At 50.9% G+C, this 25,207-nt stretch carries 26 protein-coding genes; 18 read left to right on the forward strand and 8 right to left on the reverse strand.

Going from position 1 to position 25,207, the window contains the following annotated elements:
• The first annotated feature begins 79 nt into the window (after window positions 1–79).
• A complete protein-coding gene (plsB, locus tag MN202_RS09185) occupies window positions 80–2,521 on the forward strand; it encodes a glycerol-3-phosphate 1-O-acyltransferase PlsB (RefSeq protein ID WP_335735809.1) in 2,442 nt (813 codons plus the stop codon).
• Here the strand turns inward: plsB and tesB are convergent.
• The gene (gene tesB / locus MN202_RS09190) at window positions 2,518–3,387 is read right to left on the reverse strand and encodes an acyl-CoA thioesterase II (protein ID WP_335735810.1); all 870 of its coding nucleotides are present in this window, start codon (window positions 3,385–3,387) and stop codon (window positions 2,518–2,520) included. The two genes, plsB and tesB, sit on opposite strands and share 4 nt — an antisense overlap.
• A 69-nt stretch (window positions 3,388–3,456) precedes the next feature.
• Here tesB and MN202_RS09195 point away from each other — a divergent pair, with 69 nt between their 5' ends.
• Complete coding sequence (locus tag MN202_RS09195; RefSeq protein WP_335735811.1) at window positions 3,457–3,915, forward strand: EVE domain-containing protein; 459 nt, start codon at window positions 3,457–3,459, stop codon at window positions 3,913–3,915.
• Window positions 3,916–3,969: 54 nt separating this feature from the next.
• Window positions 3,970–4,200: a hypothetical protein gene (locus MN202_RS09200; protein ID WP_335735812.1), complete on the forward strand. Its 231-nt coding sequence runs from the start codon at window positions 3,970–3,972 to the stop codon at window positions 4,198–4,200.
• 35 nt (window positions 4,201–4,235) lie between these two features.
• Here the strand turns inward: MN202_RS09200 and MN202_RS09205 are convergent, their stop codons facing one another.
• The gene (locus MN202_RS09205) at window positions 4,236–4,721 is read right to left on the reverse strand and encodes a hypothetical protein (protein WP_335735813.1); all 486 of its coding nucleotides are present in this window, start codon (window positions 4,719–4,721) and stop codon (window positions 4,236–4,238) included.
• 42 nt (window positions 4,722–4,763) lie between these two features.
• Window positions 4,764–6,500 carry a DUF885 domain-containing protein gene (locus tag MN202_RS09210; RefSeq protein ID WP_335735814.1) on the reverse strand — a complete coding sequence of 579 codons (1,737 nt, stop codon included), beginning with the start codon at window positions 6,498–6,500 and terminating at the stop codon, window positions 4,764–4,766.
• 287 nt (window positions 6,501–6,787) lie between these two features.
• On the opposite strand from MN202_RS09210, the gene MN202_RS09215 reads away from it, so the two are divergent.
• From MN202_RS09215 to MN202_RS09270, 12 genes are all read left to right on the forward strand, one after another.
• Window positions 6,788–7,813, forward strand: a complete 1,026-nt coding sequence (locus tag MN202_RS09215) for a GGDEF domain-containing protein (RefSeq protein WP_335735815.1) — start codon at window positions 6,788–6,790, stop codon at window positions 7,811–7,813.
• Window positions 7,814–7,897: 84 nt separating this feature from the next.
• Window positions 7,898–8,653, forward strand: a complete 756-nt coding sequence (ubiE, locus tag MN202_RS09220) for a bifunctional demethylmenaquinone methyltransferase/2-methoxy-6-polyprenyl-1,4-benzoquinol methylase UbiE (RefSeq protein ID WP_335735816.1) — start codon at window positions 7,898–7,900, stop codon at window positions 8,651–8,653.
• Entirely contained in the window at window positions 8,653–9,261 is a 609-nt protein-coding gene (locus tag MN202_RS09225; RefSeq protein ID WP_335735817.1) for a ubiquinone biosynthesis accessory factor UbiJ, read from the forward strand. The genes ubiE and MN202_RS09225 overlap by 1 nt, the downstream gene beginning before the upstream one ends.
• Window positions 9,261–10,886 carry a ubiquinone biosynthesis regulatory protein kinase UbiB gene (gene ubiB, locus MN202_RS09230; protein WP_335735818.1) on the forward strand — a complete coding sequence of 542 codons (1,626 nt, stop codon included), beginning with the start codon at window positions 9,261–9,263 and terminating at the stop codon, window positions 10,884–10,886. Before MN202_RS09225 ends, ubiB begins: the two co-directional genes overlap by 1 nt.
• 78 nt (window positions 10,887–10,964) lie before the next feature.
• Window positions 10,965–11,213, forward strand: a complete 249-nt coding sequence (gene tatA / locus MN202_RS09235; protein WP_335735819.1) for a Sec-independent protein translocase subunit TatA — start codon at window positions 10,965–10,967, stop codon at window positions 11,211–11,213.
• Window positions 11,214–11,540, forward strand: coding sequence for a Sec-independent protein translocase protein TatB (gene tatB, locus MN202_RS09240; protein ID WP_335735820.1), 327 nt, complete (start codon window positions 11,214–11,216; stop codon window positions 11,538–11,540). It begins immediately after the preceding gene.
• Window positions 11,524–12,279, forward strand: a complete 756-nt coding sequence (tatC, locus tag MN202_RS09245) for a twin-arginine translocase subunit TatC (protein WP_335735821.1) — start codon at window positions 11,524–11,526, stop codon at window positions 12,277–12,279. Before tatB ends, tatC begins: the two co-directional genes overlap by 17 nt.
• A complete protein-coding gene (locus MN202_RS09250; protein ID WP_335735822.1) occupies window positions 12,276–12,773 on the forward strand; it encodes a hypothetical protein in 498 nt (165 codons plus the stop codon). Before tatC ends, MN202_RS09250 begins: the two co-directional genes overlap by 4 nt.
• A gap of 1 nt (window position 12,774) precedes the next feature.
• The gene (locus MN202_RS09255) at window positions 12,775–13,578 is read left to right on the forward strand and encodes a TatD family hydrolase (RefSeq protein WP_335735823.1); all 804 of its coding nucleotides are present in this window, start codon (window positions 12,775–12,777) and stop codon (window positions 13,576–13,578) included.
• A 2-nt stretch (window positions 13,579–13,580) separates the two neighbouring features.
• Entirely contained in the window at window positions 13,581–14,324 is a 744-nt protein-coding gene (locus tag MN202_RS09260; RefSeq protein WP_335735824.1) for a GGDEF domain-containing protein, read from the forward strand.
• On the forward strand, window positions 14,314–15,318 hold the full coding sequence (gene hemB, locus MN202_RS09265; RefSeq protein ID WP_335735825.1) for a porphobilinogen synthase: 1,005 nt from the start codon (window positions 14,314–14,316) through the stop codon (window positions 15,316–15,318). The genes MN202_RS09260 and hemB overlap by 11 nt, the downstream gene beginning before the upstream one ends.
• A gap of 18 nt (window positions 15,319–15,336) precedes the next feature.
• Window positions 15,337–16,332, forward strand: coding sequence for a D-cysteine desulfhydrase family protein (locus MN202_RS09270; protein ID WP_335735826.1), 996 nt, complete (start codon window positions 15,337–15,339; stop codon window positions 16,330–16,332).
• Window positions 16,333–16,376: 44 nt separating this feature from the next.
• On the opposite strand, the gene gppA is transcribed toward MN202_RS09270, so the two are convergent.
• On the reverse strand, window positions 16,377–17,918 hold the full coding sequence (gene gppA / locus MN202_RS09275) for a guanosine-5'-triphosphate,3'-diphosphate diphosphatase (protein WP_335735877.1): 1,542 nt from the start codon (window positions 17,916–17,918) through the stop codon (window positions 16,377–16,379).
• Window positions 17,884–19,170 (reverse strand): ATP-dependent RNA helicase RhlB, encoded by a 1,287-nt coding sequence (gene rhlB, locus MN202_RS09280; protein WP_335735827.1) that lies wholly within the window; start codon window positions 19,168–19,170, stop codon window positions 17,884–17,886. The genes gppA and rhlB overlap by 35 nt, the downstream gene beginning before the upstream one ends.
• Window positions 19,171–19,272: 102 nt before the next feature.
• Between rhlB and trxA the strand changes: the two genes are divergently transcribed.
• From trxA to MN202_RS09295, 3 genes are all read left to right on the forward strand, one after another.
• Window positions 19,273–19,599, forward strand: coding sequence for a thioredoxin TrxA (gene trxA, locus MN202_RS09285; protein WP_335735828.1), 327 nt, complete (start codon window positions 19,273–19,275; stop codon window positions 19,597–19,599).
• A gap of 193 nt (window positions 19,600–19,792) precedes the next feature.
• Window positions 19,793–21,058, forward strand: coding sequence for a transcription termination factor Rho (gene rho / locus MN202_RS09290; protein ID WP_335735829.1), 1,266 nt, complete (start codon window positions 19,793–19,795; stop codon window positions 21,056–21,058).
• A 93-nt stretch (window positions 21,059–21,151) separates the two neighbouring features.
• Window positions 21,152–22,447: an NAD(P)/FAD-dependent oxidoreductase gene (locus MN202_RS09295; RefSeq protein WP_335735830.1), complete on the forward strand. Its 1,296-nt coding sequence runs from the start codon at window positions 21,152–21,154 to the stop codon at window positions 22,445–22,447.
• On the opposite strand, the gene MN202_RS09300 is transcribed toward MN202_RS09295, so the two are convergent.
• From MN202_RS09300 to MN202_RS09310, 3 genes are all read right to left on the reverse strand, one after another.
• The gene (locus MN202_RS09300) at window positions 22,397–23,278 is read right to left on the reverse strand and encodes a TIGR02285 family protein (RefSeq protein WP_335735831.1); all 882 of its coding nucleotides are present in this window, start codon (window positions 23,276–23,278) and stop codon (window positions 22,397–22,399) included. The genes MN202_RS09295 and MN202_RS09300 overlap by 51 nt on opposite strands.
• Before the next feature lie 80 nt (window positions 23,279–23,358).
• Window positions 23,359–24,669, reverse strand: a complete 1,311-nt coding sequence (gene deoA, locus MN202_RS09305; RefSeq protein WP_335735832.1) for a thymidine phosphorylase — start codon at window positions 24,667–24,669, stop codon at window positions 23,359–23,361.
• Window positions 24,670–24,672: 3 nt separating this feature from the next.
• On the reverse strand, window positions 24,673–25,098 hold the full coding sequence (locus MN202_RS09310) for a cytidine deaminase (protein WP_335735833.1): 426 nt from the start codon (window positions 25,096–25,098) through the stop codon (window positions 24,673–24,675).
• Between the last annotated feature and the right edge of the window lie 109 nt (window positions 25,099–25,207).

Genomic DNA, 25,207 nt, shown 5'->3' on the forward strand with positions numbered 1-25,207 from the left:
AGTTTCTGTCGTGGCGAACATTTTTCCACACCCGCGCCTCATGTTATGCTTAGCAACTTTGAATCTTGGAAGGACAACGATGTTCCGGTCGGTAAAATTGTTTGCAGCCCTGTTAAAATGGCCAATGTGGCCGCTGCTGAAGTACAAAGTCGTTCCTGAGCAGCCGATAGCCGAATTGGCACTGGATCAATCCAGGCCACTGTTTTATATCTGCACAACCGAATCGGCCGCTGATCTGACGGCGATACGACGTATATGTGCAGCCCTACATCTGCCCGATCCCGCCGACAGCGTCACGTTAAATGGCAGCACGCACCCACGCACTTTGTTTCTGGAAAAGCCGCATACTCTATTGTTTAAACGCGGTAAAACCCTGGCTCTGGAACAAGGGCAAGCGCTGTTACATGCACATTTGAGCGACCCGACACTGAATGCCCAGCTGGTACCGGTTGCGCTGCTGTGGGGCCGGGCGCCGGGCAAAGAAAACAGCATTAAATGGCTGCTGGGCGAAGCCCATGCACCAAACTGGCTGGCAAAGTTACTGATCGTATTAATTTCCGGGCGCCACACGCTGGTGCGTTTTAGTAAGGCGGTTTCCTTACAACAAATGGCGGCACAGTTCGGTGCCGATCAGGATACCGCACATAAGCTGCTGCGTATGTCCCGCTTTCATTTTTACCGGCAACGCCTGGCGGCCACCGGGCCGAAACTGGTTAACCGCGCCCAGCTATTCAATGCTCTGTTAGCGGCACCGGCACTGAAAAAAGCCATTGATGATGAAGCGCGCAGCAAAAAAATCAGTACCAGTGCAGCACGGGCCGAAGCGCGTAAGTTGCTACTGGAAATTGCCGCCGACTACCGGGCTTCTACCTTAAGGGTTGGCGATCGCGTGCTGCGCTGGCTCTGGCATAAGCTTTACACCGGTATCAATGTAAACAATGCCGACATGCTGCGCGATCTGGCGCAAAAAGGGCATGAAATCGTCTATGTGCCTTGCCATCGCAGCCATATGGATTATTTGTTGCTGAGCTATGTTATTTATCAGCAAGGCCTGGTGCCACCGCATATTGCAGCCGGTATTAATCTTAATTTCTGGCCGGCCGGGCCGATATTCCGCCGTGGCGGCGCCTTTTTTATCCGCCGTAGCTTTAGCGGCAACAAGCTGTATTCGGCAGTGTTTCGCGAATACCTGTGCCAGCTATTTGCTAAGGGTTATTCGATAAAATACTACTCGGAAGGTGGCCGCAGCCGCACTGGCCGTTTACTGCAACCGAAAACCGGTATGCTGGCGATGACTCTGCAATCCATGTTGCGTGGTATAGAACGGCCGGTAACGCTGGTGCCGGTTTACTTAGGCTATGAACACGTAATGGAAGTGAGCACTTACCTGCGTGAGTTAAAAGGCTCCGGTAAACAAAAGGAATCGGTTTGGGGCGTATTAAAAGCCATCCGCAATCTGCGCGATTATGGCTATGGTTATGTTAATTTTGGCCAGCCGTTAACCCTGAACAGCTATCTGAACCAGCAGGTACCGGACTGGAAACAGGATATAGACACACTGGAAGTGCAAAAACCACAGTGGCTAAACCCAGTGGTGGCCGATCTGGCCCAGCAGATGATGCAGCGCATTAACCAGGCCGCAGCGCTAAACAGTATCAACCTTATTGCGCTATGCCTGTTGGCGACTGACAAGCATGTGTTAACCCGGGCCGAGCTGGCACAGCAAATTAGCTTCTACCTGCAGCTACAACGGGCAGTACCCTATACTGACCAGATCACCCTACCGGCAGAAAACGCCGAGCAACTTATTGATCATGCTTTGAAATTACAAAAGGTTAGCCAACATAACGATAGCTTTGGTCAACTAATTCAACTTAGCGATGATAACGCTATTTTGCTCAGCTATTACCGCAATAATGTGCTGCACCTGTTTATGCTGCCGGCTATTATTGCCAGCGCTATTTTGCACCAGCGTGATGTCAGCGCCGGCGAATTGCAGCACATAGTGCGTCAGTTATATCCGTTGTTACAGCAAGAGCTGTTTTTACATTTGCCAGACGTTGAGCAATATTGCGCTGCCGTAGTGCAACAGCTGCTGGACAGCGGCCTGGCCGAACAACAGGGTGATAAATACCGTGCACCGGCTCAGCACAGCCAGGGGTATTTTATGTTAAGCCTGCTGGCGCATAACGCCGAGCATACCTTGCAGCGTTATGCCATGGTACTGCAGCTGATGGAGAGTCAGGGGCCGCAAAGCCGGGCTGAGCTGGAAAAACACAGTCATCAGCTGGCACAGCGGCTGTTGCAACTGCATGGCATTAATGCACCTGAGTACTATGACAAACAGCTATTTGCCACCTTACTAAATGCCCTGAAAGACTGCGGCTACAGCCAGACTGATCAGCATAGCCGTGTCAGCAGCACAGCGTCTTTGCAACAGCTAAACGACACCGTCAGTCTGCTGTTACGTAACGAGGTGCTGCAGAGTATTCAGAGCATTTTACCTACCAGCACGCCTTAGCGGCTGGTAGGGTAAGCGCGGATCACACCTTCCTGAATGGTCGACGCCACCAGCTTGCCAGCGCGGTTATAAAACTGACCGCGCACCAGCCCCCTGCCGCCTGAGGCGCTGGGGCTGTCTACTGCGTAGAGCAACCAATCGTCAAAGCGGAAATCCTGATGAAACCACATGGCGTGATCTATAGTGGCCACCTGCATATTGGGCGCCATAAAAGACTTACCATGTGGCTGCAAGGCGGTAGGCAGGAAGTTAAAATCTGACGCATAAGCCAGCAAATATTTATGCACCCGTAAATCATCCGGCATAGCGCCATTAGCTTTAAACCAGACATAACGCTTAGCTGCGCTCACCTGCGGCTTAAATGGATTCTGAAAATCTACCGGCCGCATTTCTATTGGCTTTTCGCAGATAAACTTACTGCGCAAGCTCTCCGGGATCAGTTCGGCATGTTGCTGATAAAATTCTAAATCAGACACCAGTTGCTCTGGCCCTGGCACCTGCGGCATCAGGTCCTGATGTTCAAAACCGCTTTCTTCAACCTGAAACGAGGCGGTCATGTAAAAGATTGGCTTACCATATTGAATAGCGCTTACCCGCCGGGTACTAAAGCTTTTACCGTCACGGATATTTTCCACTTCATACACAATAGGCTTAGCGGCGTCCCCCGGGCGCAAAAAATAGGAGTGGAACGAATGCACCTTGCGATCTTCAGCAATGGTTTCCTTGGCGGCCGACAGCGCCTGCCCCATTACCTGGCCACCAAACACCGCTTTAAAGCCCAAATCCTGGCTTGGTCCGCGGTACAAGCCCTGCTCTATGGTTTCCAGTTTAAGCAAGCCCAGCAAATTCTTCAGTACCTGACTCATCGCAACTCTCCTGTTACATCTGCGGAATATCTCGTGCTATTCTGCCGCAAAGCACGGAGATCAGCAAAGATGGCGTATTGGTTATTTAAAACAGAACCCAGCGAGTGCAGTATAGATGACTTTGCTAACGCTCCCGACACCGCTGTTGTCTGGGAAGGCGTACGCAACTATCAGGCACGTAATATGTTGCGTGATCAGGTACGACAGGATGATTTGGTGTTTATTTATCATTCCAGCTGCAAACTGATCGGAGTAGCTGGCATAGCCCGCATTGTGCGCGAAGCTTATGCCGACCCCAGCCAGTTTGATGCTGCAAGTGCTTATTTTGACGAAAAATCCAGCAAACAGCTTCCACGTTGGGTGGCTGTAGATTTGGTATTTGTTGAAAAATTGCCCGCTATAGTGACGCTGGACAAACTTAAAAGCTCAGCTAAGCTCAATGAGCTGCCTTTGGTTCAAAGGGGCAGCAGGCTGTCTGTTATGCCAGTTACACCCGAGCAGTGGCAAACGATATTGCAGCTAAGTTAAGCCGCAAAGCCGATTGCACCTGAAACCTGTTATCCCTGATGGTTGGAGCCTGTTATGAACGATGAAAGGCGCCAGATGGATAAGGATATACATTTTTTCTGGGACGATCTAAATCTGGCACAGAAATTCTCTGTCGCTGAGTTACAACGTTTTGGTTACGACTTACTGTTTGTACGCCACCAAACTAACGGCAGTATGGCCGTATTATCTGCCGGCGCTAAACTGGCAGCTATTGATATGGACGGACAAATAAATACCGAGCCAGAAGTGATGTTAAGACACTGATCCACCACTACACGGCAAGCAGGTAATGGCGGGGCCTACCCCGCCTTAGCCTGAGTTTCCTCTTGTGCCAGCGCCACAGCCACGGTACACAACTGCAAATGCGACATCATGGTGTTGTTTTGCCACAGCGTGGTTAATCTGTTGTGGCGCTTCATCATCAACGCCAGGTGTGCTCCGTCGGGTAAACGTTGCGTTTGGCTTTTCATTACCTGCTGCGGCGTTATAGCTTTGCTACAACATTCTTTTACCAGCAGAGGTAACGTCTGTACCAGCAACTGACACATTTTTAGTTCTACCGGGCTTAGCACCGTAGCAGCTGGCACCTGTTGCAACTGCTGTAGTAAAACGTTTTTTTGTTGTTCAGCCAGCTGATATGCCGCTTGCTGCAGCTTCAACAACTCTTGTTCGCGGGCAGCCATTTGCTGCTTTAAGCGCTTGTTAGCTTTGTCCAGCAAATCCATTTGCCACAATATATACAGCAGCACAACAACCAAAACGCCGATTAAAACTGCCCACACCATGCTAATTTCCTGCTAACTGTGTAATACCGACAACATCTTCAATTATTGCTGTTGTTGTTTTATATAGTTACTTATCTGCTGCTCCAGCACAGCCAGCGGCACACTGCCATTGTTCAGCACAACATCATGAAACTCGCGCACGTTAAAACGCTCGCCCAGCGCATGCTCTGTTTCCTGCCGCAGACGCTTAATGGTAATTTCGCCCAGCTTGTATGACAAGGCCTGACCGGGCCAACTGATATAACGGTCGATTTCGGTGGTGACATTATGCATCGACAGGGCAGTATTAGCCGCCAGAAAATCTATCGCCTGCTGCCGGCTCCAGCCCATGCTGTGCATACCGGTGTCCACGACTAATCTGGCAGCGCGCCACATTTCATAGGTTAAGCGGCCAAAGTTGTTATAAGGGTCCTGATAAAAGCCCATTTCCAGCCCCAGATACTCTGCGTACAGGCCCCAACCTTCACCAAAGGCCGATGTATAAAAGCTGCGGCGATAATCCGGTAGCTCGGCTTGTTCGCGCGCCAGAGCAATCTGCAAATGATGGCCGGGTACCGCTTCGTGCAATGTTAAGGCTTCCATCTCATACAATGGCCGCCGGTCCAGCCGGTAGGTATTTACCCAGTAAAAGCCGGCCTGGTCGTTACGCGACGGTCCGGAGTAACGGCCGGTGGTATATTTCGGTGCAATTTCAGCCGGTACCGGCACGACACCATAGGGTGTGCGCGGTAAGGTTTTAAACAGCTTGGGCAATTCTGCATCCGCTTTTTTTGATAAATAAGCGGCATATCGCATCAGTTCATCCGGTGTTTTCGCATAAAAGCGGGCATCGGTTCGTAAAAACTGTACGAAGTCGGCAAAGCTACCGTCAAAGCCCAGGCCATCAATCACCGCCTGCATTTCTGCACGGATACGTTTCACCTCATCAAGCCCAATTTGATGCACTTGCTGTGGTGTCAGTTGCAAGGTGGTGTAATGCTGTAACCGGTTCTGATAATAGGCTGCACCCTTTGGTAAGGCGCTGGCCGCAATGCTGTCACGGGCACCGGGCAAATACTTGTCAACAAAAAACTGATAGTACGCCTGATACGCCGGATTGACGGCCTGCATGATTTGCTGCTGGGCCTGTGTGACCAGTAGTTGCCAGTCGGCATCAGCGATAAAGGCCGGCTGCTGCTTAAAGGGCCGGTAAAACACGCTGTCGGCCGGGGCTGTAACAACATAAGACAGGATACTTTGCTCATAGCCTTTCAGTACAGCTTTAGGCTGCGTCATGCCGATGGCGAGACCTTGAGTCATCCAGTCGATTTGCTGCTGCATATAACGCGGAATAGCGGCCAGCTTGCCAAGGTAGTTATTGTAATCGTCCAGACTGGTAAAACGGCTGTATTGCGGTAAAAAACCCAGGCTGGTATGAAAACCGGCTTCTGAGGTCAGCGGCATCAGATGGGCATTAAAATTATACTCATCAATCTCATTGGCCAGACGGTAACTCAGAATGGCGTGGTTTATCTGATTTTGTTCAGACAAGCCGGCGACAGACACCTGCTGTAACCGCGCTTGCCAACTTAAGCGTTGTTGCTGCCGCTGCTGCAACGCCTGCGGTGACATATCCAGTAAGCCTGCTACAGGTGCCTCTGTCAGTTGTTGTTCGGCCCGCCAGAGCTGGCTTGCCAGCTCGTTGAAATTCTGATCGGCACGCTGTGTTGTTTGCGCACAACCGGTTAATAATATCGTCAGCAATACCAGAGATACTTTACAGCCAGTGGTCAGTTTCATTTTTTTTATTCCCACAGTTTACACCAGCACGATTGTAACGGCTTTAACAACAGAATACAGCGTACTTAACCCATAACTGCTGCGGTTAAACTTAATTTAACCGCCGGTCTGACAACACTGTTACAAATAGCACAGCAAAATGCCGAATTTTTCAACGGCCTGTTCTTTCGGGGAAAAACAGCTGTTGCCAGCTGCAAATATTCGCGTACTATGGCTTGCGTATTATGCGGGTTAACTTCAGGCTGCGATACCATAGCAAGGCAGTAAGCGGAGTAAGATGTGACCTTATGAAGTACCAGGATTCACTACAACAGGCAAGTGAAAAAGCTGCCCAGGTAAAGGCGTTTTTACAACACGTCGGCTTGGCTGCTCATCCGGTAAACTACGCCGTTTGCTATGACTATATCAGCGGCTACAACGCCGAGTTATGCCACGTTATTGAACAAAAACTTGCTGCCAGAGCTCTGCTTGACGATTTTGTGATGGCAGATTTATACAGCCGTTTTTTAGCACCGGCCAATAAACAACAAGAGCAATTGCTAAATGATGCCTCCAGCATGGTCAGCAGGATGGCAGCCTACAGCGACGTTGCCGCCGAGCAGGTAGACGAATATATACAACAGCTCGATGTTGGCATTTATCAGCTGCAGCAATTCTCAGATAAGCAACAACCTGTGCCGTTGTTACAACAGTTGCATCAACAAACAACAGATTTTCGTCTCAGCCAGCAGCAACTGAAACAACAACTATTGCTGGCCCATCAGCAAAGCCATCAATTGCGTCAGGAGCTTGAGCAGGTCAAACAGCAGCGTCTGCTGGATCCGCTGACCGGGCTATACAACAGATTTGCCATGCAAAACCAAATCGACCTGTGGTTTAGCGAGCAACCCAGCCGTCGCGTAGCCGCCATTGCCATTAATCTGGATCATTTTAGCCGCTTTAACCAGCAATATGGCGCGACCATTGGAGATGTCATCCTGACAAAAGTCGCCCGTAAAATCAGCAGCTATGTGCAAAGCAGTGGCTTGCCGGTACGCAGCGGCGGCGAAGAATTTTTAATATTGTTACCCGATGTCGACCTGCGCAGCGCCAGCGAAATTGCCGAACAGGTGCGCCGCGGTGTGGAAAAACTGCGTTTTGTGTCTTCGCGCAATAAAACTACCCTGCCCAAAATTACTATTTCACTGGGTGTCTCCCTGTTTCAGCACCGTGAAAACTGGTATCAGTTTCTTGGCCGTACCGCTCAGGTATTACAACTGGCGAAACAACGCGGTCGCAATCAGGTCGCCAGCGAAATTATGCTGTCGGCTTAACCGGCATAAAAGCAACGAGATAAGTTGGCGGACACAGCGTAATCTTTTACACTAGCCGCATTAATCCGCCAACAGGCCAGCAGTATGAACGACCATAACAGCAATACCACTCACTTCGGCTTTAAAACCGTGGCCGCTGACGACAAAGTGTCTATGGTAGCCAATGTGTTTCATTCGGTTGCCGCCAAATATGATCTGATGAACGACCTGATGTCACTAGGCATTCACCGGCTATGGAAACGCTTCACTATTGACTGCAGCGGTGTGCGTCCCGGCCAGCAGGTATTGGATTTAGCCGGTGGCACCGGCGATATTACCGCTTTATTTTCCAAACGGGTTGGCCCGACAGGCAAGGTAGTACTGGCTGATATTAACGCCTCGATGCTAAGCGTCGGCCGCGATAAATTACGAGATCTGGGCCTGGTCAATAACATTGACTATGTGCAGGCCAATGCTGAAGCCCTGCCGTTTGCCGATGCCAGTTTTGATATTGTCAGTATTGGCTTTGGTTTACGTAACGTTACCGATAAAGATGCTGCACTGCGCTCGATTTTTCGTGTATTAAAGCCGGGCGGCCGCTTACTGGTGCTGGAGTTTTCCAAACCAGAGCAGCAATGGCTGAGTAAAGTATACGACTTATATTCGTTTAAACTGTTACCGGCGATGGGCCAGCTGGTGGCCAATGATAAAGAAAGTTATCAATACCTGGCCGAATCTATCCGCATGCATCCTGATCAGGACACGTTAAAAGCCATGATGGAAAGCGCCGGTTTTGCTGAAGTTAGCTACCATAATCTGACTGGCGGCATCGTTGCTTTACACCGTGGATACAAGTTCTGATGCTGCCCCTGCTGCCGCAATTATTTTGTGCCCTGGCAGAAAAAGTCAGCAGCAGACTGATCGCGATGGACCCGGCAGCAGCAGCCAGTTTAACCCGGTTACAAGGCCGCCAACTGGCATTCCGGTTAAAAGAATGGCCGGCCACCATAGTGTTAACTGCCTGCCAGGATTCTATTTTATTTAACCAGCATGAAGATGCCGTAGATTGCCGGATTGCAACTGATTTGGCCAGCCTGCGCTTGTTACGTGATCCCAGCCAGTTAACCCGACTGATTAAAGCCGATGTGCTGCAAATTGACGGCGACATACAGGTAGCACAGCAATATAGCCACTTTTTTCAAAAACTGAGCCCTGACTGGCAGCAAAGCCTGTCTGGCTACGTCGGTGATGCCATGGCGCATAAAATTGCCCTAACCCTGACGCAGCTGCAAAGTTATATCAGTAGCCGTCTTAGTGCGCTGGAACAAAGCGGCACGGCGCTGGCGCAGGATGAATTGCTGCTGACGCCGACAGCGATCGAAATGGCCCAGTTCAGTGATGCGGTTAGCCGGTTAGCCGCCCGGGTAGAACAGCTACAACTACACATCGCCAGGGTACAGGAGAGCTAGTGCGTATCAGTCGTTTTTATCAGATCCAAAAAACCCTGCTGCAGTTCGGGCTGGATGAGCTTATTCCGCAACAATGGCAACCCTGGTATGCCCGGCTGGCACGACGCTGCCTGTTCTGGTTACGTAACCGCCATCCGGATCAGCCGGTTGGCGTTCGTTTACGGCTGGCATTACAAAGTCTGGGCCCGGTATGGATAAAGTTTGGCCAAATGCTGTCTACCCGGCGAGATTTATTTCCACCGCAACTGGCCGACGAACTGGCGAAGCTGCAAGATAAAGTCCCACCATTCGATGGTGTGCTGGCGCAGCAACTGATCGAGCAGGCATTAGAGCTGGATAGCATAACGCAGTTGTTTGACAGCTTTGATACTGTGCCACTGGCGTCGGCTTCTATTGCTCAGGTACACAGCGCCCGGCTGCGCATGACTGACGATAACGTGGCTGATGTGGTCATTAAAGTGATCCGGCCGGATATTCGCCAGCAAATTCTGGCCGATCTGGCGCTGATGGACACCCTGGCAGATGCCGCCGCGCGCTTTTTGCCTGACGGCAAGCGGTTAAGACCGCGCGAAGTCGTGCAGGAATATCGTAAAACCATTCTGGACGAACTGGATCTGCAGCGCGAGGCCGCCAATGCGATTCAGCTGCGGCGAAACTTTGACGGCTCTGACTCACTGTATATTCCGTTTGTTTACAGCGATTACAGCCGTGCCAATGTTATGGTAATGGAGCGCATCTACGGCATACCGGTATCAGATATCGCAGCACTGCATGCGCAGGGTACAGATATGGAGCTGCTGGCCAAACGTGGCGTGGAGGTATTTTTTACTCAGGTATTTCGCGACAGTTTCTTTCATGCTGACATGCACCCGGGTAATATTTTTGTCTCGCGCGACACACCGGCTAATCCAAAATATATTGGCATAGACTGCGGTATCGTCGGCACGTTAAACGCCGAAGACAAACGTTATCTGGCGGAAAATTTTGTCGCCTTTTTTAACCGTGATTATAAAAAAGTGGCCCAGTTGCACGTAGATTCTGGCTGGGTACCGGCGCATACCAAAGTAGAAGAGTTTGAAAGCGCCATCCGCACGGTGTGTGAACCGATATTTCAGAAGCCGCTGGCCGAAATTTCCTTTGGCCATGTCCTGTTAAACTTGTTTAACACCGCACGTCGCTTTGAAATGCAGGTTCAACCGCAATTGGTATTGCTACAAAAAACCCTGTTGTATATTGAAGGTCTGGGCCGCCAGCTTTATCCGCAGCTGGATTTATGGAAGACCGCTAAACCCTTTTTAGAAAACTGGGTCAAACAACAAGTCGGTTTGCCGGCGGTCTGGCGGCAGATTAAAGATAATCTGCCATTCTGGGCGGAAAAGCTGCCGCAAATGCCAAATTTGTTGCACCAGTACCTGGAGCAGGGGCCGAAACAACAACGACAACTATTGCAACTGCTGACACAGCTGCAACAACAGCAAGCCCGTGCCAGAGTACAAATAGTTAGCGCAACCTTTGCTGCAGCCAGCCTGATTAGTGCTAGTATAGTGTTTTTTCAGGGTAGCATGGCACTGGCTGTACTGTTATTCGCTGGCAGTATCGGCTTTGCGATCAAAGCGTTAAATTAGGCGATCACAACGTTGTCATACTAACGCCATACAATGGTTCTGACAGCTGGTTAACTTAATCGTCCAAGAGGATCTAACATGTTCGGCAATATCAGTATCTGGCAATTACTTATCGTACTGGCCATTATCGTATTACTTTTTGGTACTAAAAAACTGCGTGGTATAGGTTCAGATTTAGGCTCTGCAATTAAGGGTTTTCGCAATTCGGTAAAAGATGAAGCAGAACCAGAGGCTGAAGAAAGCAGCACAGTACAACTGTCTGACAAAGCCAAAGCAGATAGCGTAAAAACCTCAGCCACAGAAACTGCACCAAAAGACAAAGTGTAAATGGGCTTCTGGGAACTGGTAGTCATAGGCGTAGTAGCCTTGCTGGTGCTTGGCCCGGAACGGCTGCCTGGTGCCATTCGTTCAGTGCACAAAACTGTGCGCGGTATTAAGCAGTTTGGCCAGCAAATGCAGGCCGAACTGAATGACGAATTGCGCTCCCATGAGCTGCACCAAAAGCTCAAAGACGCGGAAGCAAAAAACTTACTCAACCTGACTGAGCAAGAAAAAGCCGCCATAGCGGAGTTAAAGCAGGCCGCTGCCGATGTAAACACTCCGCTAACCCCTGTAACCGGCAGTAAAGATAACAAACATGAGCCCGAACGCTAACCCCAATAGCCTGCTGGGGCATTTAATAGAGTTGCGCAACCGGCTGCTACGCTGCGTCATCGCAGTGATCCTGGTATTTGCTGCATTAGCCTCCTTCGCGCAGGACATTTACCATCAGTTGGCCAAACCACTAATGGCTGTGCTGCCGGAAAACAGCAGCATGATTGCCACCGATGTCGCGGCACCATTTTTTGCCCCTTTTAAACTGACCTTTATTGTCGCAATTTGTCTGGCTGTGCCCTATATACTGCTGCAAGTGTGGCAGTTTATTGCCCCTGCACTATACCGGCGGGAAAAACGTCTGATGGCACCGCTGGTGGTTAGCAGCACCTTATTGTTTTACAGTGGTATCGCTTTCGCTTACTTTATTGTGTTTCCGATAATCTTTAGCTTTTTTACCAGCGTAGCGCCTGAAGGCGTCACCGTAGCAACGGATATCAGTAATTATCTCGATTTCGTGCTAAAGCTGTTTTTTGCATTTGGTTTATCCTTCGAAATACCGGTGGCTATCCTGCTGATGGTATGGACTGGCGTCACCAGCCGCGCGGCACTGGCTGAAAAACGTCCCTACATAGTGGTTGGTGCTTTTATTTTAGGTATGCTGCTGACCCCGCCAGATGTATTATCACAAACCTTATTGGCTGTACCCATGTGGCTGTTATTTGAACTTGGCCTGGCGTTAAGCCGGTTTTATCAGCCCAAACCAGAACAACAAGAAGATCAGGAACAACAGTTATGACTAAACTTATCGTTATTATCGCTGCATTAAGTTGCTGCTTTAAGGTGGCTGCTGCGGCGATACCGCTGGAGCAAGCATTAGAACTGTGCCGGGCAGAACAAAACGCCTTGCGCCGGTTAACCTGCTACGATGCTATTGCTGATGGCAAAACCATTACCAAACCCACCGCAGCTCAAGCAACAGCGCCGCAAAGCCAGGCTGCACAACAAGCTGTCAATAGCAGCCCGGCAGCCGAGCAATTTGGTATCGAACATCATCAGCTAAACGACGCGAATGACGAGCAACTGCAGGTTGTGGTGAAATCATTGCGCTACAATCCGCATAAAGAATTGACGGTTGAATTTGCCAATGGCCAAATCTGGCAGCAAGTGGGTAACGATTACTACAAAATAGCCGAGGGTGAAACGCATTTTATTCGCCGCGCAGCTTTTGACTCCTTTTTACTTGGTAACGACAAAAGCAGCCGTACTGTCCGGGTGAAACGCGTAAAATAATATGAATTTTTGGTGCGATGCCGGCGTTAATTTATTCAGTGCCCAGTTCGACAGCGATCGCGCTGAAGTGTTGTTGTCTGCCAGCCAGGCTGGTGTCAATCGGTTACTGCTTATTGGCTCTGACATAACTGAAAGCCAGCGCAACCTGACACTGTGCCAGCCAAACCCACACTACAAAACCACCGCTGGCGTGCATCCACATCAGGCTGCTGCTACTGCCAGCGATTGGGTAACCCAGCTCAACGTGTTGCTGGCCATGCCTGAAGTTGCCGCAGTGGGCGAATGCGGCCTCGATTTCAATCGCGATTTTTCACCGCGGCCTATACAGCAACAAGTGTTTGCCGAACAGCTGCAACTGGCGAAACAGTGGCAGAAACCGGTGTATTTGCATGAGCGGGATGCTTTTGATACCCAGCTGGCCATGCTGAAAGAACAGCAAATCAGCCAGGGTATAGCGCATTGTTTTACCGGCGACAGGGCCCAACTGCAAGCCTATCTGGATCTTGGTCTTTATATTGGCATTACCGGCTGGGTATGTGACGAACGCCGCGGCCAGGCACTGCAACAGGCTATTGCGTACATTCCGTCAGACAGACTGCTATTAGAAACCGACGCGCCCTATCTGCTACCACGTAATATCAGCCCCAAACCACAAAGCCGGCGCAACGAACCGGCATTGCTGCCTGCCATCGCCGCTAAGGTTGCTGAGCTAAGAGGCTGTTCGATATCAGAGCTGGCCAGCGCGTGCTGGCGTAACAGCACAACCTTATTTGGCTATACTGACAGCCCGGGCATGCAGGAGTGAGCATGGTGGAGATGTTACCTTACTTACTGATCGGTGCGCTTGCCGGTAGCGGCATCAGTGGTTTTATTGCTTACAAGCTGTTAAGCCATGCCCGCCGTGAAGCGGCCGAACTGGAAAACCAACTGCGCAGCCACAGTTTTGAACTGCAAATTACGCTGGATGAGCTGGCAGAAAAAAATCGCTTACTGGAAAAACAAAGCCGCACCGACAGCTTGTCCGGTGTGTTTAACCGCGCCAGTTTTGACCAGCAAATGCGCGCCGAAATTAAGCGTAGCCGGCGCGAGCAACGGCCATTAGCCTTGGTATTGCTGGACATAGATCACTTTAAGCGCATTAACGACAGCCTTGGCCATCTGGCCGGTGATCAGGCAATTAAAGCCGTCGCCGACATTATCCAACAGCAACTCAAACGCCCTGCAGATAAGGTATGCCGTTATGGTGGCGAAGAATTTGCCCTTATACTGCCAACGACCGATCTGCAAGGCGCCGAACAGCTGGCAGAGCAAATCCGCCTGGCGCTGCAAAACTGTGAGCTGACTCTGAACGGACAGCCATACCAATTAACCCTCAGTGCCGGCTGTTACGCCAGCATCCCTGAGGCAGACAGCGATAATGACGAATATATCCGTTTCGCTGACGAGGCCTTGTACCGGGCTAAGCACCTGGGCCGCAACCAGATCCAAAGTTATCCGTCTGTTATTTCCGTCTCTGCTGACGCCGCAACAGGAGTATTACATGAACACTAACCGTTTTTTTCCTGCTGCCCGGCTGCGGCGGATGCGTGAACATGATTTCAGCCGCCGTCTGATGGCTGAGCATCAGTTAACGGTAAACGATTTAATTTATCCGATGTTTATTATCGAAGGCGACAATAAGCGTGAAGCTATTGCCTCTATGCCGGGCATTGAGCGCCTGAGCCTGGACTTACTGCTAACCGAAGCCAAAGAACTGGCTAAACTGGGCATTCCGGCCATTGCGCTGTTTCCGGTGACGTCCGCCGATAAAAAATCACTGCAGGCCGAAGAAGCCTGGAATCCCGAGGCCTTAGCGCAGCGTGCAGTAAGGTTGCTGAAACAGCAGGTACCTGAGCTGGGCATTATAACGGACGTAGCACTGGACCCATTTACCACCCACGGTCAGGACGGCATTATTGATGCCAATGGCTATGTGCAAAATGACATCACCACTGCCGCACTGATTAAACAAGCCTTGTCGCATGCCGAGGCCGGCGCTGATGTGGTTGCGCCGTCAGATATGATGGATGGCCGCATCGGTGCCATCCGCGAAGCGCTGGAAGACGCCGGTTTCGTCAACACCCGCATTATGGCGTATTCAGCAAAATACGCCTCCAGCTATTACGGGCCTTTTCGTGATGCGGTCGGTTCGGCCGGTAATTTAAAAGGCGGCAATAAAAAAACCTACCAGATGGACCCGGCCAACAGCAATGAAGCACTTCACGAAGTGGCGCAGGATCTGGAAGAAGGCGCTGATATGGTGATGGTTAAGCCCGGCATGCCCTATTTAGATATCGTCAGACGGGTAAAAGATGAATTCGGTGTGCCGACTTTTGCTTATCAGGTCAGTGGTGAATACGCCATGCATATGGCGGCCATTCAAAACGGCTGGCTGGCCGAGCAGCCGGTAATTATGGAGTCATTACTGGCGTTTAAACGCGCCGGTGCTGATGGCATTTTGACTTACTTTGCTAAAAAAGTAGCTATCTGGTTGCAACAGCAGTAATTACAGGCGGAGGCGGTGATGAGCGGATTCGAGCAGATCCCCAGACAAATTATCAGTCATCAGCCCACACCGCTGCAGTCAGCACCACGTTTATCGGCACTACTGGGTATCAATTTGCTGCTAAAACGCGACGACTGCACTGGTCTGGCCGGCGGTGGCAATAAAACCCGGAAGCTGGAATACTTACTGGCAGATGCACAGCGTCAGGGTGCTGACACCCTGGTTACCATTGGTGGCGTGCAATCTAACCACGCCCGGCAAACCGCGGCTGCCGCCGCTCAATTTGGTTTTGGCTGCGAACTGATATTACAGGACGTAGCCGGTACGCCAGCTGCCGATTACCAGCACAACGGCAATATGCTGCTGAATCAATTGCTCGGCGCCAACATTCACCGGCTGAGCCTGGCGCAAGACTGCCAGCAATACGCCGACACTTTGCTGCAACAGTTGCGACAACAGGGTAAAAAGCCCTATCTGATCCCGATAGGTGGTTCCAGTGTGATTGGCAGCCTGGGTTATGTGCGCTGCGCGCTGGAGCTACTGACGCAATTAAAGCAGCAAGGCGAAAAACCTGATCAAATCGTGGTGGCTACCGGCAGTGCCGGCACTCAGGCCGGTTTGCTGGCCGGTTTAATTCTGGCCGGTGCTGATATTCCGGTGCTGGGTATTACCGTAAGCCGGCCAGCCGACGCTCAGATCATGCTGGTTAGTAACCTGTTGCAGCAACTGTTAGGCTTTCTGCAGCTGGACCCGGCTCTTGCTAATGGCAGAGTGCAGGCAAACGGCGATTACTACGGTAGTGCTTATGGTGTGACAACAGATGCAACAATACAGGCTTTGCGTAGCGCCGCACGAACGGAAGGCCTGTTACTGGATCCGGTGTATACCGGCAAGGCAATGGCCGGATTAATTGACCTGAGCCAGCGCGGCATTATTGCCAAACATAGCCGACAGCTGTTTATTCATACCGGCGGCAGCCAGGCATTGCCGGCTTATCTTTCGGTATTAAACTAACCGGCCCTAATGATTAAAAACGCAGGCCGCTTTTAGCGGCCTTGTTATTTAAAACTAAGCTCCCAGCCAGCCAGCTGCTGATATTGCTGCTCCTGCTCCAGCTCGGCACGCATTAACGGATGTTGTTCCAGCCAACCGGCAGGCATCTGTATCGTCAGCGCTTCACCTTTACAACTGATGTTAACCTGCGGCAGTACTTCATGGCGGCGGCGCATCGATAAAATTACAGCTAAGCGCAAAATACGGGTTAAACGTACGGTAAGCAGTACTGACGTCATAGTTTGGCGGGCAATAATCTCCCGGCTGATATCGGCACGATGGTTATGCACTAATGCCATCACCAATTGCTGCTGGGCGCGGGTAAAACCGGGCAAATCGGAATGATTAATAATATAGGCACCATGATGATGGTGGTTTTTGTATTCGATTAATAAACCCAGTTCATGCAGCAGTGCGCCACAGTACAACATGCTGTGGCCTTCAAACTTATTCAGATCCCAGCGGCTTTGCAGCTGGTTAGCCAGCTCTGTGGCCATCTCGGCAACCCGCTCGGCATGGCGCTGATCAATAAAATAGCGCACCATCAAGCTTTTAACCGTGCGGTTACGCACATCGGTATGCTGCAGCTGTGGTAGCATGCTGTACAGCACGCCTTCACGCAGCGCGCCACCGGATAACGTCATGCCGCTAATGTTGAGGCTACGAAACAGTGCAATTAAAATGGCCAGTCCGGACGGGAATACCTGTTTGCGCTCTTGCGCCAGACCAGTGATATTTAACTGCTCCATCCGGCCACAAGCCAAAGCTTGCTGCATAATATCTTCCAGCCGGCTCAGGGTTATCACTTCATCTTTACCCTGCGCCACTAATATTTCCTGCATCGCCTGCACAGTACCGGACGCGCCTACGGCCAATTGCCAGCCGGTTTGTTGATACTGCGCCGCAATCGTCGTTACTTGCTGGCTCGCAGCATCTATGGCCCGGTTAAAATTGTCTTCGCTTAACTCATTATCAGAAAAATACCGTTCCAGATAGGTAACGCAGCCCATATTCAGGCTGGATAACAGTATCGGATTAAAGCCGGCACCAATAACCACTTCGGTGCTGGCACCACCAATGTCGATCACCAACCGGTTAGTATCGCTGTTTGAGGTATGCGCTACGCCAAGATAAATAATACGGGCTTCATCTTCGCCGCTAATGACAGTAACTTGCTGGCCTAAGATGGCTTCGGCTTCTTTCAGGAAGGTTTTGACGTTTTTCGCCAAGCGCAGGGTAGCGGTGCCGACAATACGGATATTTTGCGGTGGTATATCCTGCAACCGCTCGGCAAACAGGGCTAAACATTCCCAACCACGCTTCATCGCTTTGCGGTTTAACACCAGGTTGTCATTTAAACCGGCGGCTAAGCGTACTTTACGTTTTACCCGGCCGATAACCTGTACCGAACCGCCAACCACTTTCACCATCAGCATATGAAAACTGTTGGAGCCAAGATCAATCACCGCATAGATATCCTGATGCGGTGATTGGTCGGCGGTTAAGGCCGGATTAACGAGGACGGTTGCGAGGGGCTCTTGCGCCATTACTGCTGCGTCCACCCGGGCCTGAGCGGCTACCGGTTCTGGCCTGGCCGGCACGACGGCGTACCCGCGGTTTGGGCGTTTTAATGTCATCCAGCAGGGCAGCGGCGTCATACTGACTTACTGGCACCGGATGACGGATATAATCTTCAATCGCGGTAAGGTTAAGTGCATAGCGCTCGCAGGCAAAACTGATGGCTTTGCCGCTTTCACCGGCGCGGCCGGTACGGCCAATACGGTGCACATAGTCTTCGCAATCGTCTGGTAAGTCATAGTTAAACACATGGCTTACCTTAGGAATGTGTAAACCACGGGCAGCAACGTCGGTAGCCACCAGAATGTCCAGTTTACCGCTGGTAAAGTCTTCCAGAATACGCAGGCGTTTTTTCTGGATCACATCGCCGGTAAGTAAACCGACACGATGGCCATCAGCTTCCAGCCAGGCATGCACTTCTTCACACCAATGTTTGGTGTTTGCAAAGACTATGGCTTTATCCGGCCATTCTTCTTCCATCAGCGTTAATAGCAGCGGCATTTTATGCTCGTCAGATGGATAGAACAGTTCTTCACTGATACGACTACCGGTCATTTCATCCGGCGCCACATGGATATGCACCGGCTGGTTCATTTTCTCAAAAGCCAGTTCCTGTACCTTGTAGGATAACGTGGCAGAGAACAGCAGGCTAAGGCGTTCAGTGGCAGGCGGCATGCGGTTAAACATAAAGCGGATGTCTTTAATAAAGCCTAGATCGAACATCCGATCGGCTTCATCCAGCACCACCACCTGAATTTGCGACAGGTCGTACAGGCCTTGCTTTAAATAATCGATTAAGCGGCCGGTTGTGCCAATAAGAATATCGACACCATTTTCTAATAATTGACGTTGAGTATCGTACCCTTCGCCCCCATAGATCAGGCCAAGGCGCAATCCGGCTTTTTCTGCCAGCAGTTTAGCGTCCTGGTGGATCTGTACGGCCAGCTCCCGCGTAGGTGCCATAATAATGGCCCGCGGCTGACCCGAGCCTTTGGCTTCGTGGGTTAACAAGTGGTGAAAGGTGGCGGTTAAAAACGCTAACGTTTTACCTGTACCCGTCTGAGCCTGGCCAGCAATATCTTTACCGGCTAACGCCAGCGGTAAACATTGGGCCTGAATGGGCGTACAATAGCCGAAACCTTGCGCGTTTAACGCGTCAAGAACCTGTGGTGCCAATGCAAAATCGGCAAATTTATGTGCAGTTAAGTGTGTTTTATTCATACGGCGCTAAGCATAACCGTTACGCTTGCAATAAGGAACAGCCACGTTTAAATTGATAACACTTTTTTGCAGCCAGGCTGCATAGCACTAGCGGAGACATAAATGAGCGAACATATTTTACAGGTTTCAGATGATAGTTTTGAAGCCGACGTACTAAAAGCCGAGACACCGGTTTTAGTGGATTTCTGGGCAGAGTGGTGTGGTCCTTGTAAAATGATCGCCCCTATACTGGATGACGTGGCAAAAGAGTATGCCGGCAAAGTAGCCGTTGCTAAAGTGAATATTGACCACAACCCGAATACGCCACCAAAATTTGGTATTCGTGGTATCCCTACCCTGCTGTTATTCAAGAATGGCCAGGTGGCAGCAACTAAAGTTGGCGCCCTGTCAAAAACCCAGTTAAAAGAGTTTCTGGATGGCAACATCTGAGTAAACTGAAAAAAGGCGTATTTTTATACGCCTTTTTCTGTTTCAATGCTGGACGCACCAATAGTCAGCTGCTATTGTGTAGCCAATAAAACGTTCTAAACCACGCTTGTCTGTCGAAAAACCACTTCCAAACCTTATTTTATCGAACCGATAAGCATTACCCTGTTTTTATTTCAACAAGAAACCCATCAATATGCATTTAACAGAACTGAAACTGAAGCCGATTAGCGAGCTGGTTGAATTGGCTGAGTCTATGGGCCTGGAAAATATGGCCCGCCTGCGCAAACAGGACATTATTTTCGCCATCTTAAAATCACATGCCAAAAACGGCGAAGAAATATTCGGCGATGGCGTACTGGAAATCCTGCAGGACGGTTTTGGTTTTCTGCGCTCCGGTGACAGCTCGTACTTAGCCGGCCCGGACGATATCTATGTGTCACCCAGCCAAATCCGCCGCTTTAACCTGCGCACTGGTGACAGCATCTCTGGTTTAATTCGCCCGCCCAAAGAAGGCGAGCGCTACTTTGCCCTGTTAAAAGTTAACGAAGTAAACTTTGGCCGGCCAGAGCAGGCACGCAACAAGATCCTGTTTGAAAACTTAACACCGCTGCACGCCAACTCGCGTATGCGAATGGAACGTGGTAACGGCAGCCGCGAAGATATTACCGCCCGGGTGCTGGACTTAGCCTCGCCTATCGGTAAGGGGCAGCGCGGTTTAATCGTGGCACCACCTAAAGCCGGTAAAACCATTTTGCTGCAAAATATTGCCCAATCTATCGCCGCCAACCACCCGGATTGCGTGTTGATGGTGTTGCTGATTGACGAGCGGCCGGAAGAAGTTACCGAAATGCAGCGCCTGGTAAAAGGCGAAGTAATCGCTTCAACCTTTGACGAACCCGCCAGCCGCCATGTGCAGGTTGCAGAAATGGTGATTGAGAAAGCCAAACGCCTGGTTGAGCACAAAAAAGACGTCATTATCCTGCTGGATTCTATTACCCGTTTAGCCCGTGCTTATAACACCGTCATTCCAAGTTCCGGCAAGGTATTAACCGGTGGTGTCGACGCTAATGCGCTGCACAAACCTAAGCGTTTCTTTGGTGCCGCCCGTAACGTTGAAGAAGGCGGTAGCTTAACCATTATCGCCACCGCGCTGGTAGATACCGGCTCGAAGATGGACGAAGTCATTTACGAAGAGTTTAAAGGTACAGGTAATATGGAATTACACCTGTCGCGCAAAATTGCAGAGCGCCGTGTATTCCCTGCTATCGACTTTAACCGCTCCGGCACCCGCCGTGAAGAGCTGCTGGCATCGCCGGAAGAACTGCAAAAAATGTGGATCCTGCGAAAAATTCTCAACCCGATGGACGAGACCGAGTGTATGGAGTTCCTGATAGACCGTCTGTTGATGACCAAAACCAACGACGAGTTCTTTGATGCCATGAAACGGCAAAAAAGTTAACTGAACAAACCGGCCTCCGCGCCGGTTTTTTCTTGCCTGTTATTTGCCGGCAAGACGCAGCACTGCTTTTTTATTTACAGAAGGAAGTAGCATATGACACGCCCACGCATAGTGGTGATCGGCGGCGGCGCCGGGGGCCTGGAGCTGGCCACCCGTTTAGGCAATAAGCTTGGCCGCAAAAATAAAGCACATATCACTCTGGTAGACCGCAACCACACCCACATCTGGAAACCCCTGCTACATGAAGTAGCGACCGGCACTCTCGACATTGAAATTGATCAACTCAGTTATCGTGCCCACGCAGCCGGACACGGTTTTGATTTTCAGCTGGGTAGCTTTAGCGGCCTGAACCGGCAGCAACAAAAAGTTATTCTGGCACCGGTTTATGCCGAAGATGGCGAAGAAGTACTGGCAGCACGTGAAATACCTTACGACTACCTGGTGCTGGCCATCGGCAGTGTTTCTAACCATTTCAATACCCCTGGCGTAGCCGAGCATTGCATCTTTTTAGATAGCCCGGCGCAGGCACAGCGTTTTCATCGCCATTTGCTGGATGCCTATTTAAAGCTTAATTCACCCGGCCACCCAAAAGACAAACTGAATATTGCCATAGTTGGTGCCGGTGCAACCGGGGTCGAGCTGGCTGCCGAGTTGTACCATGCTGCAGCCGAACTAAATTTGTATGGTTTTGCCGACTTGCGCCAGCAGCGATTAAATATCAGCCTGATTGAAGCCGGCCCGCGTATTTTGCCGGTGCTGCCGGAACGTATTGCCACTGCGGCCTTAAAAGAACTGCAAAAACTCGGTGTTAAGGTGCGAACCAACACTAAAGTTACCGCTGCGGATAGCCAGGGCCTGCAATTGGGCGACGAGTCCCTGGATGCCGAACTTAGGGTGTGGGCAGCCGGCATTAAAGCAGCGGATTTTCTGCATAAGCTGGATGGGCTGGAAAACAACCGCATCAATCAATTGTTGGTTAACAGTAAGCTGCAAACCACTCTGGATAGCCGTATCTATGCCATTGGCGATTGCGCCGGTTACCCGCTGGCAGATAACAAATGGGTGCCGCCACGGGCGCAGTCAGCCCATCAAATGGCCAGCCTGGTTGCTACTAATATTTTGGCGGCACTGGCAGGTGAAGCGCAGCGCGATTTTCATTATAAAGATCACGGCTCGTTAATCTCACTCAGCCGTTTTGGCACAGTTGGCAGTTTAATGGGTAATTTAATCGGCGGCGCCATGATGATAGAAGGTCGTATTGCCCGCCTGGCTTATATTTCATTGTACCGTATGCATCAGGTCGCGCTGCATGGCTGGCTAAAAATGCTGGTAATCAGTTTAGTAGCCCGCATCAATCGTATCGTGCGGCCGCGGCTTAAGTTGCATTAACACTTGTTGTTGTACAAGCGCCAACTCAGTGCTCAGCCGTTGCCGGGCACTGTCATCGAGCCAGCGTTGCATCGCTTGCTGATACTCCGCTTGCTGCCACATTAGCGGCAATAATTGATTTAAAGCGCTTATTGCCGCCTGGCCTGTTTCGTCCTTACTGCAACTTATATAAGACACACTGGCCGTGTTAGCGCCGATAATGGCTCTGTGCTCCAGTGTTGCGGCCTGAGACAACAATTGATTGTAATACTGCATCCGCTCCGGATATTCCACCACATAGTCCACTCTGTTACCTGCCAGTAAGGCGGTGGCATTCACTTCGCTGGTAAAGGTATGGCTCGTCAGATTTGTCTGCGGGTGGCCGAACAGCGTCTTAACACTGTCGGGGTACAGCCGGTTCGGTTGATAAGCCCCTCTCAGTTTTTGATCCAGCGCCAACTTTTGCATGTCCACGCCGTTTGCCTGCATCGCCGGGTGTGTATTCAGCTTACCGGCCAGATAGCCCACGGCCAATGCCGGGCCTATCGCCATAGGTAAAGAAAACAACCGGCTTTGTGCGCGCTGCTCTGAATACAAGGTTCCCAGCGAACAAAGTGCCGGCTCTTGCTGCATAAATGCCTGCTCCAACCGTGCCAGATTAACCAGCTTGTTCCGGTGCTGAAATTGCGGCATAGCAGCCGTTAACTGTTGTTGCAGTAAATCGAAGGTACCCTGGCCCTGAAACGGGCCACTGACAATCTGATGCGGCGGCCAGTCGGTTTGCAGCCAGGTAAGTTGTGGCGTGGCTGACGCCGAGCTCATGAGTAGAAATAAAACACAGCGGAATAACATGACTGAGCCCCGAAATTGATTAGCTTAACTTTAGCCAATAACGGGGCACAACTCAATCAGCCTTTACTTCAGCGGCTCGTTCAGCCAATAGTATGGTGCACCAGCGGATAAGCTTCGGTGGCGTCATCCAGTCGTAACGCCGCCAGATATTCTTCCGCGGCTATCCGGGCGGCTTCGTTGCTGGCAGCATGCACCTTAGCAATCACATCGCCAGCTTGTACCTTGCTACCGGCCGGCAATATATGGCTAAACCCTACCGCCGGGTCAATTTGCTGGCTGGGATGAGAGCGACCACCGCCTAAGCGCACTACCGCCATGCCCAGACCAACCGTATCCTGGTACTGTAGATAACCACTGTGTGGCGCCACAATGTCCTGCACCGACGGCGCACTGGCCAAATACTGCTGCGGTTTTTCTATCAAATCGGCCGGGCCACCCAATGCCGATACCATTTTGGCAAAAATCTCAGCCGCCTTGCCCGAGCTTAAACTATGCTCCAGCGCCGCTACTGCACTGGCTTTGTCTTTATGCAGACCGCCAAGCATCAACATATTGGCGCCCAGCTCCAGCGTAACCTGATGCAAACGCGGCTCACGGTATTTACCGGTTAAATAATCCAGTGTTTCCATTACTTCAAGCGCATTACCGGCTGTGTTACCTAAAATCTGGTTCATATCGGTAAGCAGGGCCCGGGTATTCACGCCAGCGCCATTGGCAACATTGACGATGCTATTGGCCAATGCCGAAGCATCAGCCACAGTACGCATAATGGCACCGTTACCAATTTTCACGTCCATTACCAACGCATCTAAACCTTCCGACAACTTTTTCGACAATATTGATGCGGTGATAAGCGGTATAGATTCTACCGTAGCGGTAACATCACGTATTGCATACAACCGCCGGTCAGCCGGTGCCAGCTGGCTACTCTGGCCGACAATAACGCACCCCAACTGAGGTAATAACTGCTGAATTTTCTCCAGGCTTTGTGTACAGCTATAACCCGGAATGGTTTCGAGTTTGTCGACTGTGCCGCCGGTATGGCCTAAACCACGGCCGGCAATACTGGGCATAAAGGCACCACAGGCGGCTACCATAGGGGCCAGCATCAGGGTCACTTTATCACCAACGCCGCCGGTGCTGTGTTTATCTACCACCGGGCCATTCAGTTTACCCTGCCAGTTCAGTACTGTGCCGCTGTCGCGCATGGCCAGCGTTAAGGCGACAATTTCATCGACACTCATGCCGTTTAAATAAATCGCCATTGCCAGCGCGGCGACCTGGCCTTCACTAAAGCTATCGTCGGTTAAACCACGGACAAACTGCTGAATTTCGGCCTGGCTTAACGTAGCGCCGTTACGTTTGGTTTTAATAATTTCCTGCGGGATCATCAGTTAAGCTCCAACTTTAGTGCTGTTGGCTAAATAGGTAGGGGTAAAAGCGGCTGGCAATAACTCGCCCAGCGTCCACTGTTGTTGCTGCTGTAAATGATTGCAGCTTGCTACCGGCGCATCCGGGGTAAAAAACTCGGCGATGACCTGACGGCAAATGCCGCATGGCGGTGTTAGCAGCTGCTGCGGTGTATATACCAGCAGCGCCCTGAACTTACGCTCACCGGCCACTACAGCGGCAGCGATAGCATTACGTTCAGCACAAACGGTACCGCCGTAAGAGGCGTTTTCAACATTGCAACCGCTGTAAATTTTACCACTTTCGGCCAGCACGGCCACACCTACCGGAAACTTGCTGTACGGCGCATAAGCCTGCGCGGCGGCTTGTTGTGCTGCCTGTTGCAGGCCAGCCCAGTTAATTTCGCTCACTGGTTAAACTCATGTTAGTAATGGGCATACAGTGTTACTGCGAAATCGCACAAGGTCAAGCCTGTCGCGGCTGACGCCGGCGTTAATCCGGCTTATAATGGCCTGTACA

Origin of the sequence: Rheinheimera muenzenbergensis, from assembly GCF_036984005.1 — a bacterium.
In the GTDB taxonomy this organism is placed as follows: Bacteria; Pseudomonadota; Gammaproteobacteria; order Enterobacterales; family Alteromonadaceae; genus Alishewanella; species Alishewanella muenzenbergensis.

What these genes read in the sequence shown, in the direction of transcription:
- rho (WP_335735829.1), top strand. Translation starts at nt 19,793, where the DNA reads ATGCATTTAACAGAACTGAAACTGAAGCCGATTAGCGAGCTGGTTGAA.
- tatB (WP_335735820.1), top strand. Translation starts at nt 11,214, where the DNA reads ATGGGCTTCTGGGAACTGGTAGTCATAGGCGTAGTAGCCTTGCTGGTG.
- MN202_RS09215 (WP_335735815.1), top strand. Translation starts at nt 6,788, where the DNA reads ATGAAGTACCAGGATTCACTACAACAGGCAAGTGAAAAAGCTGCCCAG.
- MN202_RS09250 (WP_335735822.1), top strand. Translation starts at nt 12,276, where the DNA reads ATGACTAAACTTATCGTTATTATCGCTGCATTAAGTTGCTGCTTTAAG.
- deoA (WP_335735832.1), bottom strand. Translation starts at nt 24,669, where the DNA reads ATGATCCCGCAGGAAATTATTAAAACCAAACGTAACGGCGCTACGTTA.
- MN202_RS09260 (WP_335735824.1), top strand. Translation starts at nt 13,581, where the DNA reads ATGGTGGAGATGTTACCTTACTTACTGATCGGTGCGCTTGCCGGTAGC.
- MN202_RS09205 (WP_335735813.1), bottom strand. Translation starts at nt 4,721, where the DNA reads ATGGTGTGGGCAGTTTTAATCGGCGTTTTGGTTGTTGTGCTGCTGTAT.
- tesB (WP_335735810.1), bottom strand. Translation starts at nt 3,387, where the DNA reads ATGAGTCAGGTACTGAAGAATTTGCTGGGCTTGCTTAAACTGGAAACC.
- rhlB (WP_335735827.1), bottom strand. Translation starts at nt 19,170, where the DNA reads ATGAATAAAACACACTTAACTGCACATAAATTTGCCGATTTTGCATTG.
- hemB (WP_335735825.1), top strand. Translation starts at nt 14,314, where the DNA reads ATGAACACTAACCGTTTTTTTCCTGCTGCCCGGCTGCGGCGGATGCGT.
- MN202_RS09200 (WP_335735812.1), top strand. Translation starts at nt 3,970, where the DNA reads ATGAACGATGAAAGGCGCCAGATGGATAAGGATATACATTTTTTCTGG.
- gppA (WP_335735877.1), bottom strand. Translation starts at nt 17,918, where the DNA reads ATGGCGCAAGAGCCCCTCGCAACCGTCCTCGTTAATCCGGCCTTAACC.
- MN202_RS09210 (WP_335735814.1), bottom strand. Translation starts at nt 6,500, where the DNA reads ATGAAACTGACCACTGGCTGTAAAGTATCTCTGGTATTGCTGACGATA.
- trxA (WP_335735828.1), top strand. Translation starts at nt 19,273, where the DNA reads ATGAGCGAACATATTTTACAGGTTTCAGATGATAGTTTTGAAGCCGAC.
- ubiE (WP_335735816.1), top strand. Translation starts at nt 7,898, where the DNA reads ATGAACGACCATAACAGCAATACCACTCACTTCGGCTTTAAAACCGTG.
- MN202_RS09195 (WP_335735811.1), top strand. Translation starts at nt 3,457, where the DNA reads ATGGCGTATTGGTTATTTAAAACAGAACCCAGCGAGTGCAGTATAGAT.
- tatC (WP_335735821.1), top strand. Translation starts at nt 11,524, where the DNA reads ATGAGCCCGAACGCTAACCCCAATAGCCTGCTGGGGCATTTAATAGAG.
- MN202_RS09255 (WP_335735823.1), top strand. Translation starts at nt 12,775, where the DNA reads ATGAATTTTTGGTGCGATGCCGGCGTTAATTTATTCAGTGCCCAGTTC.
- tatA (WP_335735819.1), top strand. Translation starts at nt 10,965, where the DNA reads ATGTTCGGCAATATCAGTATCTGGCAATTACTTATCGTACTGGCCATT.
- MN202_RS09295 (WP_335735830.1), top strand. Translation starts at nt 21,152, where the DNA reads ATGACACGCCCACGCATAGTGGTGATCGGCGGCGGCGCCGGGGGCCTG.
- plsB (WP_335735809.1), top strand. Translation starts at nt 80, where the DNA reads ATGTTCCGGTCGGTAAAATTGTTTGCAGCCCTGTTAAAATGGCCAATG.
- MN202_RS09225 (WP_335735817.1), top strand. Translation starts at nt 8,653, where the DNA reads ATGCTGCCCCTGCTGCCGCAATTATTTTGTGCCCTGGCAGAAAAAGTC.
- MN202_RS09300 (WP_335735831.1), bottom strand. Translation starts at nt 23,278, where the DNA reads ATGTTATTCCGCTGTGTTTTATTTCTACTCATGAGCTCGGCGTCAGCC.
- MN202_RS09270 (WP_335735826.1), top strand. Translation starts at nt 15,337, where the DNA reads ATGAGCGGATTCGAGCAGATCCCCAGACAAATTATCAGTCATCAGCCC.